This is a genomic window from Alkalibacterium thalassium (assembly GCF_900101165.1).
Lineage (GTDB): Bacteria > Bacillota > Bacilli > Lactobacillales > Carnobacteriaceae_A > Alkalibacterium > Alkalibacterium indicireducens.
Genome location: NZ_FNFK01000040.1, coordinates 1 through 18342 on the forward strand (window position 1 = coordinate 1; position 18342 = coordinate 18342).

Consider the following 18342-nt stretch of genomic DNA (forward strand, 5'->3'; position numbering starts at 1 on the left):
TAATTTTAAAATAAAAAGAAGACAAACCAAGCAGGCACTTATCTCAATGTACGCTCTCATCCCACGATTAAAACCGTGGGCTTTCACGCTTGATAGTTCTGTAATGTGGGCGGTCCATCTATCTCTTCTATACATGTCGAGGCATGGATTCTGCTCTAAAGCTTATGAATAGGGATTTCATTCTATCCTATGGTAAGATGATAAAAAGAATATTTATAGTAAGGATGTGAGCCTGTGCAGAAAATAGAGAAACTGGAAGATAAGATTCCGCACAAAGACAAGCTGCTTCGTCTGATCAAAATCTTACAGTCAAACTGGGAAAGAGCTACAGTCAATCAGAGTGGAGCAGAAATGGCCTACTTTATTCTTCTTTCCCTGTTCCCGCTTTTACTGGTCATTGCAAATATTATCCCGCTGTTGCCACTGGACACGAATGAGATGTTGGCTCTAGTAGCTGATTTTATTCCACAAGATATCTTTAATATCATCGAGCCGATACTTGAAGGCTATCTGGAAAGTGCGAGTGGCGGATTCATTTCATTTGGACTTCTGACCTCAATATGGTCGGCAAGTAAAGTGATCACGATACTGAGACGGGTGTTGGATGATGTATATGGATCAGTACAGCAGAAAAATTTCATTGTCGGGAGAATCCTCTCACTCTCTGTCATGATCGGTATACTACTGATCGTTGGACTGGCATTATTTATCTTCGTTTTCGGTGAACAGATTCTTGAATTCGTTCAGAATGTTATCGGCTTCAATATTCCATTCATTCAGGAATTCCTGCTTTTAAGATGGGTGGTCCTTTTGGTTATCCTCTTTGCCGTACTGCTGGTCGTTTACCGGTTCGTACCAAACCATCATTTATCATTCAAATATTCCTATCAGGGAGCGTTGTTCGCGACAATCGGTTGGATGGTTCTGACCCAAGGTTTTTCAATATACTTGAACATTGCCAGTGATGATGCCCTGACAAATGCGACATTCGGTGGGTTTCTGGCTTTGATGCTGTTCCTGTATTTCACGAGTATAGTGATTCTTCTCGGCGCCTTACTGAATGCCATTATATTCGAATGGAAGAATCATATGTCTGTACCTGAATATGAAGCAAAAAAACGGAACGAGAAACAGCTGAAATCTTCCAACTATTCTGGTTACCCAAGTGAAGCAGAAACGGTCATCATGAAGCGTCAGCTGTTCAAAGTCAATAAACTTAAAGAAGAAGAATTAGAAGAAAGAGAAGGACAGGGCAAGGATCTGGACACTTAAATAATTCAGGACTGCTCGATGGGGGAGGATTTTCCAATGATCCTTCCTTTTTTTGCGGAGAATACGAGCTGGAACATGTAGTTTGTTTGGATGTAGTGTTATTGAGAGTTACTTTTGAAAGTGAAGAAACATCAGCACAGTCATTCACCACTGGAATCCTCTCGTTTATTTTTTGACTCAAGTGGTCTATAATTGAAAAAGATAACTAGGAGGGACGTTATGAAATTTTATTGTCACCCACGTTGTTCAACGTGCAGAAAAGCAAAAAACTGGCTGGAAGAGCAGTCAGTACCTTATCAGGAAATCAGTCTACTGGATGAGACCCCATCAAAAGAAAGCTGGGTAAGAATCCTGTCAGAAACTGATCGATCGATCAAATCTTTTTTTAATACGAGTGGAAATGTTTACAGAGAACATAACCTTAAAGAAAAACTTCCGGAAATGTCTGTAGAAGAAGCAGCGGAGTGGCTGTCCTCAAACGGGATGGTAGTCAAAAGACCGTTTGCCATTGAAGGAGACACATATACATCAGGCTTTAAAATCGATGAGTACGAACTTGTCTGGAGTAAAGGAGAGCAGAAAGATGTCAATTAAATATCATGCTAATGGATTGTGGATCGAGAAATTATCGCCATCAGATTATCGCATCGGTCTATCCGAAAAGGGCCAGGACGATTTAGGAGAAGTCATGTTCGTGGAAATCAGTACAGAACCTGGGAATCTTAAAGCAGGAGAGGCCGTTATCAATGCTGAGGGAGCCAAAGCAGTGACTGAGCTGACCATACCTTTTGACGTGACAGTTAAGGAAGTCCACGTTGAAGTTGAAGATGAGCCTGACTTACTGAACTCATCGGACAAAGAGGATAACTGGCTGCTTCTGGTTACAGACATTGATGATTCAGTGTTCAATTCGCTTAATACAGATCCTTTTGCTGAATAAGCTGAAATCTTGCTGGATCGTGATGCGCATTAAACAAGCGAAAGGAGGCAGATGAGATGCCGATCGTACATGTAGAAATGATTGAAGGCCGTTCTAAGGAACAGAAAGAAGGGCTGATCAGAGATGTTGTAAAAGCAGTGGAGACCCATACGGGTGCACCTAAAGAAGCAGTGACTGTGATCATCAACGAAATAAATAAGGAAAACATTGCTACTAAAGGCGAATACCACGGATAATAAGTTAGAGAGCACAGACAGGATCTGTGCTCTCTTTTTTATGTGTATTTTAAAATTCAGAAGCTGTCTTAAATAGGTGTTTCCTAGTCTGTTCACCGAAACTATGATAAACTGATAGTAATGAAGTCTGATATCATCAGGGGAGCTTAAAGGCTGAGAAAGGTAAGACCTGACCCATGACCTGATCTAGGTAATGCTAGCGAAGGGAGATGTCTACATAACACAATCTGGGAGGTTCAAGATGAATTCTGACCATGCTATTTTACACATTAAAGACCAGAATCCGCTGGTACATACGATCACCAATCAGGTCGTCGCTAATGATGTTGCCAATGTGCTGCTGGCGATTGGTGCGTCACCCATCATGGCAATTGCTAAAGAAGAGGTTGAAGAAGTAACGGGTATGGCCGATGCCCTCGTCATTAATATGGGTACACTGACTTCTGATTCACTAGAAAGCATGATCCTGGCCGGACGACAGGCAAACGCTCAAGGCAAACCGGTCATTCTGGATCCTGTTGGTGTCGGAGCAACGACTTTTAGAAAAAATTCAGCTCAAAAACTTTTTGGAAATGTTGACATGACGGTGATTCGAGGCAATGCATCAGAAATTGCGTCTCTAGTCGGTGTCAGCTGGCAGTCAAAAGGAGTGGATTCCAAAGATGGAGCCACCTCGCCAGTGGATGTTGCAGTCAGCTTGGCTAAGAAAAGACACTGTATTGTAGCTGTATCCGGAAAGACGGATATTGTCACAGATGGCACAAGAGTATTTGCTGTTTCGAATGGCGATCAGCTGATGGCAAAGATCACTGGAAGTGGCTGTATGATGAGCGGAATCATCGGAGCTTTCCTTGGAGTAGTAGATGGATCTGACATGCTCAGTCGAGTTGTACTTGCTCATGCCGCTTTCGGGATAGCTGGAGAGTGGGCGGCAGACTCGGGCATAAATGGGCCGGGAAGTTTCAGGTCGGCACTGATCGATGTGCTCCATAGTCTAACAGATGACGATCTGACTAAACACGCACGAATAGAAAGGATAATCCAATGAGTAAAAGTAAAATACCACAAGTGCTGACTATTGCAGGAAGTGACAGTGGCGGAGGCGCTGGCATACAAGCGGACTTGAAAACTTTTCAGGAACGTGACGTTTTCGGCATGTCAGTGATAACGGCTATAACAGCTCAAAATACGACTGGGGTACAGGGCGTTCACCCTGTACCGATCGAAATGGTCAAGCAGCAGTGGGCGTCGGTCCTGTCTGATTTTGATGTCGCTGCGATCAAGACAGGAATGCTGGTCAATGGGGAGTATATGAAAGCAGTAGCTGAAGTATACAAAGAAGTGGCGTCTATTCCTCTGGTCATTGATCCTGTGATGATTGCTAAAGGCGGGCACCCATTAATGGAAAAGAGTGCTGTCTCAGTCATGCGGGAAATCCTGGCTCCTCTCGCTATGGTGATCACACCTAATATTCCTGAAGCAGAAGCACTGGCTGACATGTCTATTTTATCAAAAGAAGATATGGTCAAGGCAGCCGAACGATTGCAGGAAACGGGCTGTAGAAATATTGTCATAAAAGGTGGACATGCAGTGGACGCGTCTCATGCGGATGACCTGCTGATGCTTGAAAACGGTGAACAGATATGGCTGCGTTCAGAACGCATCGATACGAAAGAAACCCACGGAACTGGCTGTACCTTTGCTGCCTGCATTGCTGCAGAGTTAGGAAAAGGGCATTCAGTGGAAGAATCCGTACGAACAGCTAAGAAATTTATCCAGGCTGCAATCAGGAGTCACCTGGGTATCGGACATGGACATGGACCGACGAATCACTGGGCATACAGAAAGGAACACGAATGACACGAGATATTAAAGCTATGCTGGAAATTTACTTTATTGCCGGCACGCAGGACTGCAAAGAAAAGTCGCTCATCCATACCCTTGAGGAAGCTCTTCAGGCAGGTATCACTTGTTTTCAGTTCAGAGAAAAAGGAAAAGACAGCCTGGAAACTGACCCTGCTGCTCGGGTAAAAATGGCACAGGTCTGCCAGCTTCTGTGCAGACAGTATGATGTACCATTCATAGTCAATGATGATGTCGAGCTTGCCGTCGAGCTGGATGCTGACGGGATCCATGTCGGTCAGGGCGATTATCCGATTCAGGATCTGATTTCAAAATGGGGAGACCGATTTATCATAGGCTTGTCTACCAATAATGTCATACAATTCAAAGAAGCAGAAAAAATCAGCGGACTGGATTACGCGGGGATCGGTCCGGCCTTCACTCCATTATCCAAGCAGGATCATGAAGGGGTAATCGGGCTGAAAGGTATCAAGGAGGCGATGACTGAAAGAGATCACCTTACTGCTGTGGCAATTGGCGGAATCAACACTTCAAACATTAAAGACGTCTGGGAAACGGGAGTCGACGGGGTGGCGGTTGTGTCGTCCATCACACGAGCTGTTTCAGTAATAGACGCAGTGCAGCGATTAAAAAAATAGGCGACTAGACAAAAAGAATTGTGGATCCATAGTGAAATGTTGAACAGATTCTACAATTCCTTTTGTTTATGCTGTATAATGAAAGCGAATACAAAATGAGGAGGATACGTTATGAAGGTAAACGGAAAAACAATCGTCGTGACAGGTGGAGGATCCGGAATGGGAAGAGAGCTGGTACTCGAACTTGCCAAGCGAGGAGCAAGAGTAGCAGCGGTCGATATCAACAAGGAAGCAGTACTGGAGACAGCCAGACTGGCACCGGAATCAAAGGAAAAGATTTCAACGCATGTCGTGAATATTACGGAAAGAGAAGCCATTGAAAAACTGGTGGATGAGGTAAAAGAATTTCATGGGACGGTCGACGGCATTATAAATAATGCAGGAATCATCCAGCCCTTTATTGACGTCAATGATTTAGGCTACGATAAAATCGAACAGGTCATGAATGTCAATTTCTACGGCACATTGTACATGGTGAAAAGTTTTCTTCCGGAGCTGCTTAAACGACCGGAAGCACATATACTGAATGTAGCAAGTATGGGCGGCTTTCTTCCTGTACCTGGACAGTCGATTTACGGGGCATCAAAAGCAGCCGTCAAATTGATGACTGAAGGGCTGCATTCAGAACTTACTGATACAAATGTTGGTGTAACGATCGCTTTCCCGGGGGCCATTAAGACAAACATTATGCAGAACTCAAAAGTTGAGCGTAAAGCGATGACCGATACAAGTGGGAAAGAATATAAACTGACTCTCGCCGACGATGCAGCGAAAATAATGATCGATGCAATTGAGTCGAACGCATATAGAGTAATGGTGGGCAATGATGCAAAAATGATGGACCGGATGTATCGTGTGATGCCTAAAAAGGCAGCAGCCATCATTGCTGAAAAACTTAAAAACTAAGTCAGAACTTATTCAATTCGCAGAACTGTACTGGGTATCGCCCCATATACAGTCCTTTTTTATAACAATCGTTCACTGGATAAATAAGTTCATACAAAATTCCAATGCAAGTCACCTCTTTCTCGAACATAAAGCGTACGATGAAAGGATAATAGAGTACGTTTGTGGACGGTGCAGATACTAATGGTAGACAAGATGAAAAAAGCAAAGAAAAAGTGGATAGCTGGTGGAGTAGTTATATATGTTGTATATGCTGTAGCGGGTGTAACAGGAGGCGTTTATCTCTCGTCAGTCCCTAGTGTATCTGAGGTACCTCAACCTGTTTCGACGGATGAACGGGTAGCCTTGGTCGAAACGGGAGAGGAAGCCTGGCAGATCAGACGCGAACTGATTACTGAAGCAGATACGACACTGGATATTGCTACTTTTGCAATGCAGGGGGGAGAGACGGTTGATCTGTTTTACTCACTTATCCTTGAGGCAGCTGACAGAGGAGTCCAGGTCCGCCTGCTGCTTGATGGCATTTTTCATGGCATGAGGCTCCTGGATAGACAGATATATGACGTGTTTCTCAGTCATCCGAACATTGAAGTCGGCATGTATGACACTCTAAATCCTTTGAGACCCTGGACATGGAATAACCGGATGCATGACAAACTGCTGATTGCAGATGAAAAGGTGGGGCTGATCGGTGGACGAAACGTAGGAGATAAGTATTTCAACGAATCCGCTGATACAGTATCTTACGACAGGGAGCTGCTGGTCATAGGTCAGGAGGGGTCAGCCAATGAACTGGTTTCGAACATGTCCCATTATTTTGACGAGCTCTGGTCTATGCCTTATGTAACGAGAAGACAAGATCCTGTTCCAACATTGACATCTAACTGGCGGGTCAGAAGAACATCAAAGACGCTTCGAGAACGAGCAGCGGGTTATCACGAGGGAAGCCTGACACCTATGACTGAAGAATACTGGATGAAGAAGTCTCATGCGATCGATTCAGGCTATTTCGTACACAATGGACTTGAGCGTCTGAACAAGGAGCCCGCAGTATGGCACTCCCTTCTTACTGTCTTATCTGAAACGGAGGAATCGATCCTGATTCAAAGTCCCTATGTCATCCCAGATGCATTTATGTCAGAGACAGCTGGCATGCACGCAATTAAGTCAGACACCGTGACTATTCTGACGAATGGACTGCAGGCCACACCCAATATCATTGCTCACAGCGGGTATAGAAACCACCGGGATGAACTGATCGAAAGCGGACTGAACCTCCTTGAATTTCAGAAATCGGACCGTTCACTGCATATGAAATCTTTTGTAAAGGATCATGAATGGGTGGGCGTCGGTTCGTTCAATATCGATGCCAGAAGTACTTACCTTCACACAGAATCTATGCTGGTCGTCAGGAGCCCGTCTCTGGCCGAAGAAATCAGCCGGATGAATGAAGAGCGATATGGCTCCCACATTTATCCGGCCCAATCAGAAGATCCATTACCGGAAGGGGCTGATGGCACACACATGTTAAAGCAGCTCATTATAGACACATTAAGACCCCTGACTGATCTGTTTGATTCATTACTCTAATAAGAAGTATCAGGTGTTATTTTACGGAATTTACTGTAGAATAGTAATGATAGTGACTTAGAATGTGGGGAGTAGAGATGGGAAAAGAACAGATCAGGAAAGCTGCGAAGATTATTGGAGGAATTGTCGGGGTTTATCTAGTGTATTTCTTGTTTACAGCAATTATATTAACAGCATTGAGGACCCCTCCTGAAGTAGTGGACCGGGATCTGGAATTTAAAGACACCTCTGAACGTGTGACTTTACTGGAATATGGTCTGGAAGCCTTCGGGGCACGGATGGATATCATTGAACAGGCAGAAGAATCGATCGACGTGTCCTATTTTTATATGGAAGACGGCAAAAGTGTCGAGCTTTTTTATGCCTATATCCTGGCCGCGGCTGATAGAGGGGTAGAAGTCAGGTATCTGCTGGATGGTATGTTCCACGGGGTCAGAGGAGATGACCGGGATGTACTTAGAGCCTTCAACCTGCATCCGAATATCGAACTGAAACTTTACGAGCCTATTTATTCGGTAGCCATCGCACCATGGCGGCTGAATAACCGTCTGCATGACAAGCTGCTAGTTGTCGATAATGATTATGCCATTATCGGTGGCCGTAATGTGGGGGATCTGTACTATGAACGCAGCGGGGAAGATGTCGGCTATTCTTATGACAGGGATGTGCTGATTATGAATCCGGATCAGCAGGAAGACAGTCTGATATCAGACATGAGAGCCTACTATACTGAACTTTTTGAAAGCGAATATGCGATCACTCAGAACAACAGGACCTTGTTTGGATGGGAACAGAATAGAGCAGTAGAGCAGACTGAAGCGCTTAGAGCATCGTACGATAAACATCAGGCGGAACTTGCAGAACGCAGCAATGTCAGTGAAGTAAGTGACTGGGAGAATCGGTCAGTAGAAATAGACAGTGGCTTTCTTACATTCAACAGCATTGAACGAAACTTCAAGCAACCCTACATATGGAGCGATATGCTGACGTTAGCGGAACAAGCCGAAGAGAATTTGTTCATTCAGTCACCTTGGACGATTCCTGACAGACATATGCGCAGACATATTGAAGAAACAGAGCTGACAGTAGATGAGGGCATTATTTTAACCAACGGGATGTCGACCAATTCAAATATGGTGGCTCAAAGCGGGACGGAAAACAGGCGGCAGTACTTTATCGATTCATTTCTTGACTACTATGAGTACCAACCGAAAGAAGCCTCTCTTCATATGAAGACGATGATCGTCGATGAACGCATCAGTGCAGTCGGAGCATTTAACTTTGATGCCAGAAGCACCTGGCTAAGTACTGAGACAATGATTGTTCTGGACAGCGAAGAACTGGCACGACAGATTCTAGATGAAACGGAAGAAAGTTATCTGAAGAAAAGTGTTCGGTTCGATCAGGATGGCTCAGAGATACCTGGAGAAAAAACAGAAGGGGAGACGCCTGTCTGGTGGCAGAGAATACTCATACCAGCTATGAGACCTCTTGCCTGGCTGCTGGAATCCTTATTATAAATGACGAAATCATCAGGACTTAAGTGTTCTGATGATTTTATTTATTCGCAGATGATAATTTTTATAATCTGGAAACCTTGTTAAATCAACGAAAAATGAGGTTTTGCTGATATTCACCTTAAAGAAACCTTGATTCTGATTCTCAATTAGACTAAAATTAGACATTGTAAGTAAGAAAGTTTTTTCAGGCAGAATTCTGCTTTTACAGACTTTTTTGCTCAAAAAAATACAAGTAGAAAAGGAAGGTACATAATGGCCGTATTAGAGATCAAGAACCTACATGTATCCATCGAGGACAAAGAAATTCTTAAAGGCGTGAACCTGAAAATGCAGACAGGTGAAATCCACGCAATCATGGGACCTAACGGAACAGGGAAATCTACCCTTTCTGCTGCAATCATGGGACACCCAAGCTACGAAGTAACAGAAGGAGAAGTTCTTCTGGACGGAGAGAACGTTCTGGAAATGGAAGTTGACGAGCGGGCACGTGCCGGTTTGTTCCTTGCTGTACAATACCCAAGTGAAATTGCTGGAATCACCAATGCAGAATTCATGCGTGCAGCAATCAACTCAAGAAGAGACGAAGACGATAAGATGAACGTCATGGACTTCATCAACAAACTGGACGAAAAAATGGCTGTTCTGGATATGCCGGAAGAAATGGCTGAACGTTATTTAAATGAAGGATTCTCAGGCGGAGAGAAGAAGCGTAACGAGATCCTCCAGTTGTTAATGATTGAGCCGACTTTCGCGATTCTTGACGAAATCGACTCAGGACTGGATATCGATGCGCTGCAAGTCGTATCTAAAGGTGTCAATGCAATGCGCGGTGAAAACTTCGGCTCACTGATCATTACGCACTATCAGCGTCTACTGAACTACATCACACCAGACGTCGTCCACATCATGATGGATGGACGTGTCGTTAAGACAGGTGGAGCTGAACTGGCTAAGAAACTTGAAGCAGAAGGATACAAAGGTCTAATGGAAGAATTAGGATTAGACTTTGACATTGAAGAAGACTAATTTTTGAGGAGGCCATGACTTATGGAAACAAAAACTAAAGATTACGTGAGTTATAAAGACGCATTACAAGCCTTCTCCACAGCACTTCAGGAACCTGAGTGGATGCTTCAGATGCGCCTGGACGCGCTGGAAAAAATCGAAGATCTTGATCCGCCCGTCATCGAGCGTTTAAGATACAACCGCTGGCCGCTGTGGCAGGTCCCGAACCTGACTGGCGCACCGGCACCAAAAGCTATCGATCCATTCGAATTCGTCGAAGACAAGGCAGATGCTGCCCGTGTGATTCAGACAGGAAACGAGACAGTGATCGAAACCCTTCCACAGTCATTGAAGGACAAAGGGGTTATCTTCACTGACATGCATACGGCATTAAAAGAGCACCCTGACCTGGTCAAGGAAGCTTATATGTCCAAGGCGGTTAAACCGGATACGAATAAAATCACTGCATTCCACGCAGCGTTCATGAATTCAGGACTATTCCTCTATGTGCCTAAAAACGTTGAGATCGAAGACCCGCTTGAAGCGGTCTTCATTCAAAACAGTTTAGTTGAAGATTCATTCATCAAGCACGTATTGATTTATGCTGATACAAACTCAAACTTTAACTATGTGGAGAAATTCCTGACTAAAGGCGACACAAAAAATGCCGCAAACATCGTTGTAGAAGTCGTCACCAAAGCCGGTGCACAAGTAAAATTCAGTGCAGTTGACCAGCTGGGTGAAAACTCTACAGTATACTTCAACCGTAAAGGATACACATCAAGAGACTCTACGATCGACTGGGCGATTGGTGTCATGAACAACGGAAATGTTGTCTGTGACTTCGATGTCGACCTTGTCGGAGAAGGGTCATCAAGTGACCTGAAAGCTGTCGGAATCAGCAGCGGACGTCAGACGCAAGTCATCGACTCCAATGTTGTCAACTACGGGAATCACACGGAAGGAAACATCTTCCAGCACGGCGTTATCATGGACCGAGCGACACTGACATTCAACGGAATCGGCCACATCATTAAAGGGGCTAAAGGAGCAGATGCTCAGCAGGAATCACGTGTACTGATGCTGTCTGACAAAGCCCGCGGAGATGCGAACCCGATTCTACTGATTGACGAAAATGAAGTAACAGCAGGTCACGCAGCCAGTGTTGGACGCGTCGATCCTGAAGAAATGTACTACTTGATGAGCAGAGGAATCGAGAAATCAGAAGCTGAGCGACTGGTTATCCGCGGATTCCTTGGAAAAGTGATTTCAGCTATTCCACTGAGAAGCATCCGTGACGAACTGGTTGACACCATCGAAAGGAAGTTGACATCTAGATGACCGTGCCTTACGAACATCTGCGGGAGGACTTCAAGATCCTTCAGCAGCACGTCAACGATGAGCCACTTGTTTATTTGGATAATGCCGCGACCACACAGAAACCGGAAGCTGTCCTGAAAGCTCTTGAAACCTATTACCATACCTCTAATGCCAATGTGCATAGAGGGGTGCATACTTTGGCTGAACGAGCGACCACTCAATATGAGGGAGCCAGAGAAAAAGTCCGCCGCTTCATCAATGCGCCAAGCACTGCTGAAGTTCTATTTACAAGAGGGACTACGACCAGTCTGAACTGGGTTGCCAGAAGTCTTGGCGATCTGATTATTGAAGAAGGGGATGAGATCGTGATTTCCTTCATGGAACATCACTCGAACATCATCCCCTGGCAGCAGCTGGCAAAGCGTAAAGGCGCTAAGCTTAAATACATCGAGCTGACGGATGACGGTAAGCTGGACATGGACGATGCGAGAGAAAAGATTACTGAACAGACTAAAATCGTTTCTCTTGTTCATGTATCAAATGTGCTGGGCGTCGTCAACCCGATCAGGGAACTGACTGATTACGTGCATGACAAAGGTGGCGTGATGGTTGTCGACGGTGCTCAGGCAGTGCCGCATATGCCCGTAGATGTTCAGGCACTGGATGCAGATTTCTACGCATTCAGCGGTCACAAAATGATGGCACCGACCGGTATCGGCGTACTTTACGGCAAACGAAAGTGGCTTGAGAAAATGGAGCCTCTGGAGTTTGGTGGAGAGATGATCGATTTCGTGGAACTGCAGGACAGCACATGGAAAGAACTGCCATGGAAGTTTGAAGCAGGAACCCCGAACATCGCCGGAGCGATCGGACTGGGCGCAGCTATTGACTACTTGGAAAACATCGGCATGCGTGAGATAATGAACCATGAACAAAATCTGGTGGCGTACCTGATGCCGAAACTGGAAGAAATCGAAGGACTGACCTTATTCGGACCGAAGAAAGCCTCGGACCGGACAGGCGTGATCTCATTCAATATCGACGGGGTTCATCCACATGATGTTGCGACAGCAATGGACATGGAAGGTGTAGCTGTCAGAGCCGGTCACCACTGCGCACAGCCTTTGATGAATTATCTGAATCAGCCTGCCACGGCCCGTGCAAGTTTCTACTTGTATAACACGGTTGCTGAAGCAGACAAATTCGTTGACGCATTGAAAGCCACGAAGGAGTTTTTCTTACATGGCCTTGACTAAATTAGATCAATTATACCGGGCAGTGATCCTTGATCACTCACAACACCCAAGACGCCGCGGTGTACTGGATAAAGCGACCACACAGATCGAGCTGAAAAACCCGACATGTGGAGACGTGATCCAAGTGCAGCTGACAGTCGAAGACGATAAAATAACTGATGTGCGGTTTGACGGAAGCGGCTGTACCATTTCAATGGCCAGTGCCAGCATGATGACTGACACGATCTTAAATAAATCCGTTGACGAAGCCCTGATGCTGGTAAACGAATTTTCAGAAGTTGTCCAAGGCAACAAGCCTGAACATGAACAGGCACTCGGTGACGCAATGATGCTTGCAGGCGTATCAAAATTCCCTGCCCGGATCAAATGCGCAACACTCTCCTGGAAAGCTCTGGAAAAAGCACTCGGATCAGACGGCACAGGCGTTGACGGCCAACTGACGCACGATTAACTCAATTTGGACATATTCCGAATAGAATGAACTGACTGCAGAGATATACATGAGGAAGGGGAATATTCATGTCTCAAGTACCTGAGAAAACAGAATATAAATACGGATTTCACGACGAAGGGGTCGACGCCGTCTACGATACGGGTAAAGGGTTGAACGAAGATATTATCCGTGACATTTCTTCTCGTAAAAATGAGCCGGAATGGATGCTCGACTACCGTCTGAAATCATACGACCACTACAAATCCCGTCCAATGCCTGAATGGGGAGCAGACTTGTCAGATGTCGATTTCGACAACTATACGTACTACCGTAAAGCAAGTGAAGCCCCTGCACGCAGCTGGGACGATGTACCGGATAAAATTAAAGAAACCTTTGAGCGACTTGGAGTTCCAGAAGCGGAACGTCAATTCCTTGCCGGATCTGGTGCACAATATGAATCAGAAGTGGTTTACCACAACATGAAAGAGGAATTCGAGAAGCTGGGCATCGTCTTTACAGACACAGACACAGCTTTGAAAGAATACCCTGAAATATTTAAAGAGCACTTTGGGACAGTGGTTCCTCCAACAGATAACAAACTGGCCGCACTGAACTCTTCAGTCTGGTCTGGTGGAACATTCATCTACGTGCCTAAAGGCGTTAAATGTGACGTGCCACTGCAAATGTACTTCCGTATCAACAACGAAATGATGGGTCAGTTTGAACGTACCCTGATCGTTGTCGATGAAGGAGCAAGCGTCCACTACGTCGAAGGGTGTACAGCACCGACATTCTCAACCAGCTCGCTTCACGCAGCGGTTGTAGAAATCATCGTTAAAAAAGATGCGTACTGCCGTTACACGACTATTCAGAACTGGTCAGATAACGTATATAACCTAGTAACAAAACGTGCTCACGCTGCGGAAGGCGCGACAGTTGAGTGGATCGATGGAAACCTTGGTGCGAAAACGACCATGAAATACCCATCAATCCATCTGAACGGACGCGGCGCGCGTGGAACGACTATGTCCATCGCTATGGCTGGAGAAGGTCAGGTTCAGGATACAGGTGCTAAAATGATCCACAATGCACCAAACACATCCAGCTCGATCGTATCCAAGTCCATCGCTAAAGATGGTGGAACAGTAAACTACCGTGGACAAGTAACATTCGGTAAAAATTCCGGTGGTTCTATTTCACACATCGAGTGTGACACGATCCTGATGGATGACTTATCTAAATCAGATACGATTCCTTTCAACGAGATCCACAACTCAAACGTGGCCCTCGAGCACGAAGCGAAAGTATCTAAAATTTCTGAAGAACAACTCTACTACCTGATGAGTAGAGGACTCGACGAAGAAACCGCGACAGAGATGATCGTCATGGGATTCGTTGAACCATTCACTAAAGAACTCCCAATGGAATACGCTGTTGAGCTTAACCGCCTCATTTCATATGAGATGGAAGGGTCAGTGGGATAAAATAATTTAATAAAAAGCGGTTGCACAATAAATGACGTTAGTGAGTAATCTCACCAACGTCATTTGACGTAGAACTTGAAAAACCAAGCATGTTTTAGACTTAACAATATGCTTGGTTTTTTATCTATAACACTGTATTTAAAATATAAGTATGGAAGGTGAATAGCTATGGAAACAACCATTGATGTTAGTAATGGTATTACCTCTGATGCTTGGGCTACATTGTTTGGTTCTCTTGCCGGAATTATAATTTCAGCAATAGTTTCTTATATAGTTCATTAGTTATATAAAAGTTTACCGAACTTAATATCGCATCAAATCAGCGTAAGTGGTACAATGATACATAAAACACTATTTAACTAAAGGAGATTTCAACATTGGGTGCAGAATTAAACAAGCGTCTATTTAGTGCTGCGGATAATCTTCGTAGCAAAATGGATGCGTCAGAATATAAAAATTATTTGCTTGGGCTTATTTTTTATAAGTATCTTTCTGATAAGTTATTAGAGAAAGTTGTAGAACTTGCTGATGAAAGTTTAGATGAGTTTGATACGCCAGACAAACAATTGAACTTATATAAAGAATTACTTAAAGATGAAGATACGAAAGATGATTTGATCGCGACATTAGTCGATACATTAGGTTTTGATATTGAGCCTAAGTATTTATTTAATGTGCTTGCAAATCAGGCAAAACAAAATGTTTTCCAGTTGAACGATTTGAATAAGGCTTTTATAGATTTATCTACAAAACATGATCAGTTTAGTGGGTTATTTGATGATGTCGATTTACAGTCTAAAAAGTTAGGGTCAGATGATCAGCAGCGTAATGTGACTATAACTGAAGTACTCAAAAAGATTAATGATGTAAACTTGGTAGGTCATGACGGTGATGTAATTGGGGATGCCTATGAGTTTCTTATTGGACAGTTTGCATCAGAAGCTGGAAAAAAAGCTGGAGAATTTTATACTCCACATATGATTTCTGACATGATGGCACAAATTGTAGCCGTTGGTCAAGAAGATAAAAGACTTTTCAGTGTATTTGATCCAACAATGGGTTCTGGATCCTTGATGTTGAATGTCCGTAACTACTTAAAGCATCCGGACAGTATCAAATATCATGGACAGGAGCTCAACACAACAACCTTTAATTTAGCCAAAATGAACCTCATACTACATGGAGTTGATAAGGAAGATATAAGGTTGCGTAATGGAGATACCTTGAACAGAGACTGGCCTACTGATGAGCCATACACATTTGATTCCGTTTTAATGAATCCGCCGTATTCAGCGAAATGGTCTGCGGATAATACGTTCTTAGATGATTCTCGCTTCAACAAATACGGTAAATTAGCTCCTAAATCGAAAGCGGATTTTGCATTTCTATTACACGGTTACTATCATTTAAAAGAAACAGGTACAATGGCAATTGTTTTACCACATGGTGTTCTCTTCCGCGGAGCAGCAGAAGGCGTGATTCGTAAGAAACTGCTTGAGGATGGAAGTATATACGCAGTAATCGGTATGCCAGCAAATTTATTCTTTGGCACATCGATTCCTACAACTGTAATTATTTTAAAGAAGAACCGCTCAGCACGTGATGTTCTCTTTATTGATGCAAGCAAAGAATTCGTTAAAGAAAAAAATCAAAATAAGCTGACTAAAGGAAACATTGATAAAGTACTTAGTACTTATGTAAAACGTGAAGATGTTGAAAAATATGCTCATGTTGCAAGTTTTGAAGAGATTAAAGAAAATGATTATAACCTAAATATTCCGCGCTACGTTGACACCTTCGAAGAGGAAGAACCCATTGATATAGAAGAGGTAAGCAAAGAAATCGTTAATCTTAACAAAGAAATAGAAAAAACAGAAAAAGAATTTTTATTGATGCTAGATGAATTAGCAGTCAACGAGAATACCAAGGCCTTAATAGAGGCTACTAAGGAGGTATTCCGTTGAGTATCAGTGAAGACAAAAACGTCCCAGAACTGCGGTTTAAAGGTTATACTGAGAATTGGGAACAGCGTAAGTTGGGAGATATTTCAAATAAGGTAACTGAAAAGAATAAGAAGAAAGAGTTTACTGAAACATTTACTAATTCTGCTGAATATGGAATTGTAAATCAACGGGACTTTTTTGATAAAGATATTTCGAACGAAAAAAACATAAATGGATACTATATCGTTCGTGAAAATGATTTTATTTATAATCCTCGTATCTCAAATTTTGCGCCAGTTGGTCCTATTAAACGAAACAAATTAGGGAGAACAGGCGTAATGTCTCCACTATATTACATTTTTAGAGTATACAACATAAGTGAAGTATACTTAGAGTATTATTTTAACACTACTAAATGGCATAAATTTATGAAACTTAATGGAGACTCTGGTGCTAGAGCTGATCGTTTCGCAATCAAGGATTCGATATTTAAATTGATGCCAATACCTTATCCAACTTTTGAAGAACAACAAAAAATCGGCGCCTTTTTAAAAAAGCTTGATAATACTATCGCTCTTCATCAGGAGAAGTTAAGTAAATTATATGCGCTTAAAGAGGCTTACTTACAGCAAATGTTTCCTCAATATAAAGAGAACAACCCCAAAGTTAGATTCACTAACTTTGGTGAAAAATGGCAGAAAAGTAAATTGTCAGAAGTATTAAACGTCAATTCTGGTCGTGACTATAAGCATTTGAAAAGTGGAGATGTTCCTGTTTATGGAACTGGAGGGTATATGCTTAGTGTGGATCAGTGTTTATCTGATGAAGATGCTATTGGAATCGGACGTAAGGGCACAATAGATAAACCTCAATACTTAAAAAGTCCGTTTTGGACAGTAGATACCCTTTTTTATATGAAGGTTAAGAAAGGGTATGATTTGCTCTTTGTATACTCAATTTCTCAGACTGTAAGATGGAAAAAGTATGATGAATCTACTGGGGTTCCAAGTTTGTCTAAAACAACTATAAATAATATCACTAAGACTTTTCCACCTTATAAAGAGCAAGTTGCAATAGGTAAATTTTTTGATAAAATCAACGAGCTAATTGATTTAGAGCAAATTAAATTGGATAAATTAAAGAATTTAAAGAAAGCTTATTTGAGAAAAATGTTTATTTAAATATTCTTCCTAGAGCATAAAACCTCCGTTAAAATACCATTAGTGAGTAATTCACTAAATATAATTACGGAGGTTTTTTATTATGTCAAAAAAGAATAAAGCATTACCTTTTTTCCACGAGTATTTTGAGGAGTGGATCGAACTTTATAAAGTGGGAGCAGTTCGTCAAGTGACTCTTCAAAAGTATTATATGAGTCACCAGCGAATCATTGAGTTAGTACCACACTTAAAAATGAATGAATTAAACAGAAGAAGTTATCAAACACTTTTAAACAGGTATGCAGTCACTCATGAAAAACAAACGACTATGGATTTTCATCACCAGTTAAAAGGCGCCATTCTCGATGCTGTGGACGAAGGACTTATTGATAATAATCCTACGCGAAAAATTATTATTAAAGGAAAAGACCCTAGGACCTGAATAATTCATAGTACCTTGTCAGAACAGGCATTTATCCCGCTTTGATAAGGTTTATCACTCTATTCCTTCTTCACCCGTTGGGTGAAGAAAAAAATATACAAAAAGAGCACGCTCTATGTTATTGTAAAGTCGACCAAAACAACAAAAACAAGAGGTGTGCTCAATGTCAACTTTACAAGAAAAGCAACTACAATTCAATCCCCATTTGGTTATGTCAAACGATGGCGGTCAATTATCCAATGATTCCGGTCTCCTTTTACTCTTTGAATTTTTTCATAAGATCAAGTTCAAAGAGCTGGTTAACGAGTTATTGCATATTGACGATTCAAGAAAC

Annotated in this window: 17 protein-coding genes, 1 pseudogene and 1 riboswitch; all 18 genes and pseudogenes read left to right on the plus strand. The window is 42.8% G+C overall.

Going from position 1 to position 18342, the window contains the following annotated elements:
- Positions 1-234: 234 nt before the first annotated feature.
- Complete coding sequence (locus tag BLR76_RS08285; protein ID WP_091267905.1) at positions 235-1272, plus strand: YihY/virulence factor BrkB family protein; 1038 nt, start codon at positions 235-237, stop codon at positions 1270-1272.
- Positions 1273-1491: 219 nt separating this feature from the next.
- The gene (locus BLR76_RS08290) at positions 1492-1866 is read left to right on the plus strand and encodes an arsenate reductase family protein (RefSeq protein WP_091267908.1); all 375 of its coding nucleotides are present in this window, start codon (positions 1492-1494) and stop codon (positions 1864-1866) included.
- Entirely contained in the window at positions 1856-2212 is a 357-nt protein-coding gene (locus BLR76_RS08295) for a glycine cleavage system H family protein (RefSeq protein ID WP_091267911.1), read from the plus strand. Before BLR76_RS08290 ends, BLR76_RS08295 begins: the two co-directional genes overlap by 11 nt.
- Before the next feature lie 56 nt (positions 2213-2268).
- Positions 2269-2448, plus strand: coding sequence for a 2-hydroxymuconate tautomerase (locus BLR76_RS08300; RefSeq protein ID WP_091267914.1), 180 nt, complete (start codon positions 2269-2271; stop codon positions 2446-2448).
- A gap of 128 nt (positions 2449-2576) precedes the next feature.
- A riboswitch (TPP riboswitch) is annotated at positions 2577-2673 on the plus strand.
- A 16-nt stretch (positions 2674-2689) separates the two neighbouring features.
- Complete coding sequence (thiM, locus tag BLR76_RS08305; protein ID WP_091267916.1) at positions 2690-3496, plus strand: hydroxyethylthiazole kinase; 807 nt, start codon at positions 2690-2692, stop codon at positions 3494-3496.
- Complete coding sequence (gene thiD, locus BLR76_RS08310; protein ID WP_091267919.1) at positions 3493-4308, plus strand: bifunctional hydroxymethylpyrimidine kinase/phosphomethylpyrimidine kinase; 816 nt, start codon at positions 3493-3495, stop codon at positions 4306-4308. The genes thiM and thiD overlap by 4 nt, the downstream gene beginning before the upstream one ends.
- Entirely contained in the window at positions 4305-4949 is a 645-nt protein-coding gene (thiE, locus tag BLR76_RS08315; RefSeq protein ID WP_218121425.1) for a thiamine phosphate synthase, read from the plus strand. The genes thiD and thiE overlap by 4 nt, the downstream gene beginning before the upstream one ends.
- 111 nt (positions 4950-5060) lie before the next feature.
- Positions 5061-5855: an SDR family NAD(P)-dependent oxidoreductase gene (locus BLR76_RS08320; protein ID WP_091267922.1), complete on the plus strand. Its 795-nt coding sequence runs from the start codon at positions 5061-5063 to the stop codon at positions 5853-5855.
- 183 nt (positions 5856-6038) lie between these two features.
- The gene (locus BLR76_RS08325) at positions 6039-7445 is read left to right on the plus strand and encodes a phospholipase D-like domain-containing protein (RefSeq protein ID WP_091267924.1); all 1407 of its coding nucleotides are present in this window, start codon (positions 6039-6041) and stop codon (positions 7443-7445) included.
- Between the two features lie 77 nt (positions 7446-7522).
- Complete coding sequence (locus tag BLR76_RS08330; RefSeq protein ID WP_176759655.1) at positions 7523-8965, plus strand: phospholipase D-like domain-containing protein; 1443 nt, start codon at positions 7523-7525, stop codon at positions 8963-8965.
- A gap of 252 nt (positions 8966-9217) precedes the next feature.
- Positions 9218-9991: a Fe-S cluster assembly ATPase SufC gene (sufC, locus tag BLR76_RS08335; protein WP_091267930.1), complete on the plus strand. Its 774-nt coding sequence runs from the start codon at positions 9218-9220 to the stop codon at positions 9989-9991.
- A gap of 21 nt (positions 9992-10012) precedes the next feature.
- Positions 10013-11311 carry a Fe-S cluster assembly protein SufD gene (gene sufD / locus BLR76_RS08340; RefSeq protein ID WP_091267933.1) on the plus strand — a complete coding sequence of 433 codons (1299 nt, stop codon included), beginning with the start codon at positions 10013-10015 and terminating at the stop codon, positions 11309-11311.
- The gene (locus tag BLR76_RS08345; RefSeq protein WP_091267934.1) at positions 11308-12546 is read left to right on the plus strand and encodes a cysteine desulfurase; all 1239 of its coding nucleotides are present in this window, start codon (positions 11308-11310) and stop codon (positions 12544-12546) included. The genes sufD and BLR76_RS08345 overlap by 4 nt, the downstream gene beginning before the upstream one ends.
- Positions 12533-12997: a Fe-S cluster assembly sulfur transfer protein SufU gene (sufU, locus tag BLR76_RS08350; RefSeq protein ID WP_091267937.1), complete on the plus strand. Its 465-nt coding sequence runs from the start codon at positions 12533-12535 to the stop codon at positions 12995-12997. Before BLR76_RS08345 ends, sufU begins: the two co-directional genes overlap by 14 nt.
- 68 nt (positions 12998-13065) lie before the next feature.
- Positions 13066-14463, plus strand: a complete 1398-nt coding sequence (sufB, locus tag BLR76_RS08355) for a Fe-S cluster assembly protein SufB (RefSeq protein WP_091267940.1) — start codon at positions 13066-13068, stop codon at positions 14461-14463.
- A 377-nt stretch (positions 14464-14840) separates the two neighbouring features.
- Positions 14841-16427 (plus strand): type I restriction-modification system subunit M, encoded by a 1587-nt coding sequence (locus tag BLR76_RS08360; RefSeq protein WP_091267942.1) that lies wholly within the window; start codon positions 14841-14843, stop codon positions 16425-16427.
- The gene (locus BLR76_RS08365) at positions 16424-17587 is read left to right on the plus strand and encodes a restriction endonuclease subunit S (RefSeq protein WP_176759656.1); all 1164 of its coding nucleotides are present in this window, start codon (positions 16424-16426) and stop codon (positions 17585-17587) included. Before BLR76_RS08360 ends, BLR76_RS08365 begins: the two co-directional genes overlap by 4 nt.
- A gap of 82 nt (positions 17588-17669) precedes the next feature.
- Positions 17670-18002: pseudogene (locus tag BLR76_RS08370) on the plus strand (site-specific integrase); the annotation flags it as partial.
- Positions 18003-18342: the final 340 nt, after the last annotated feature.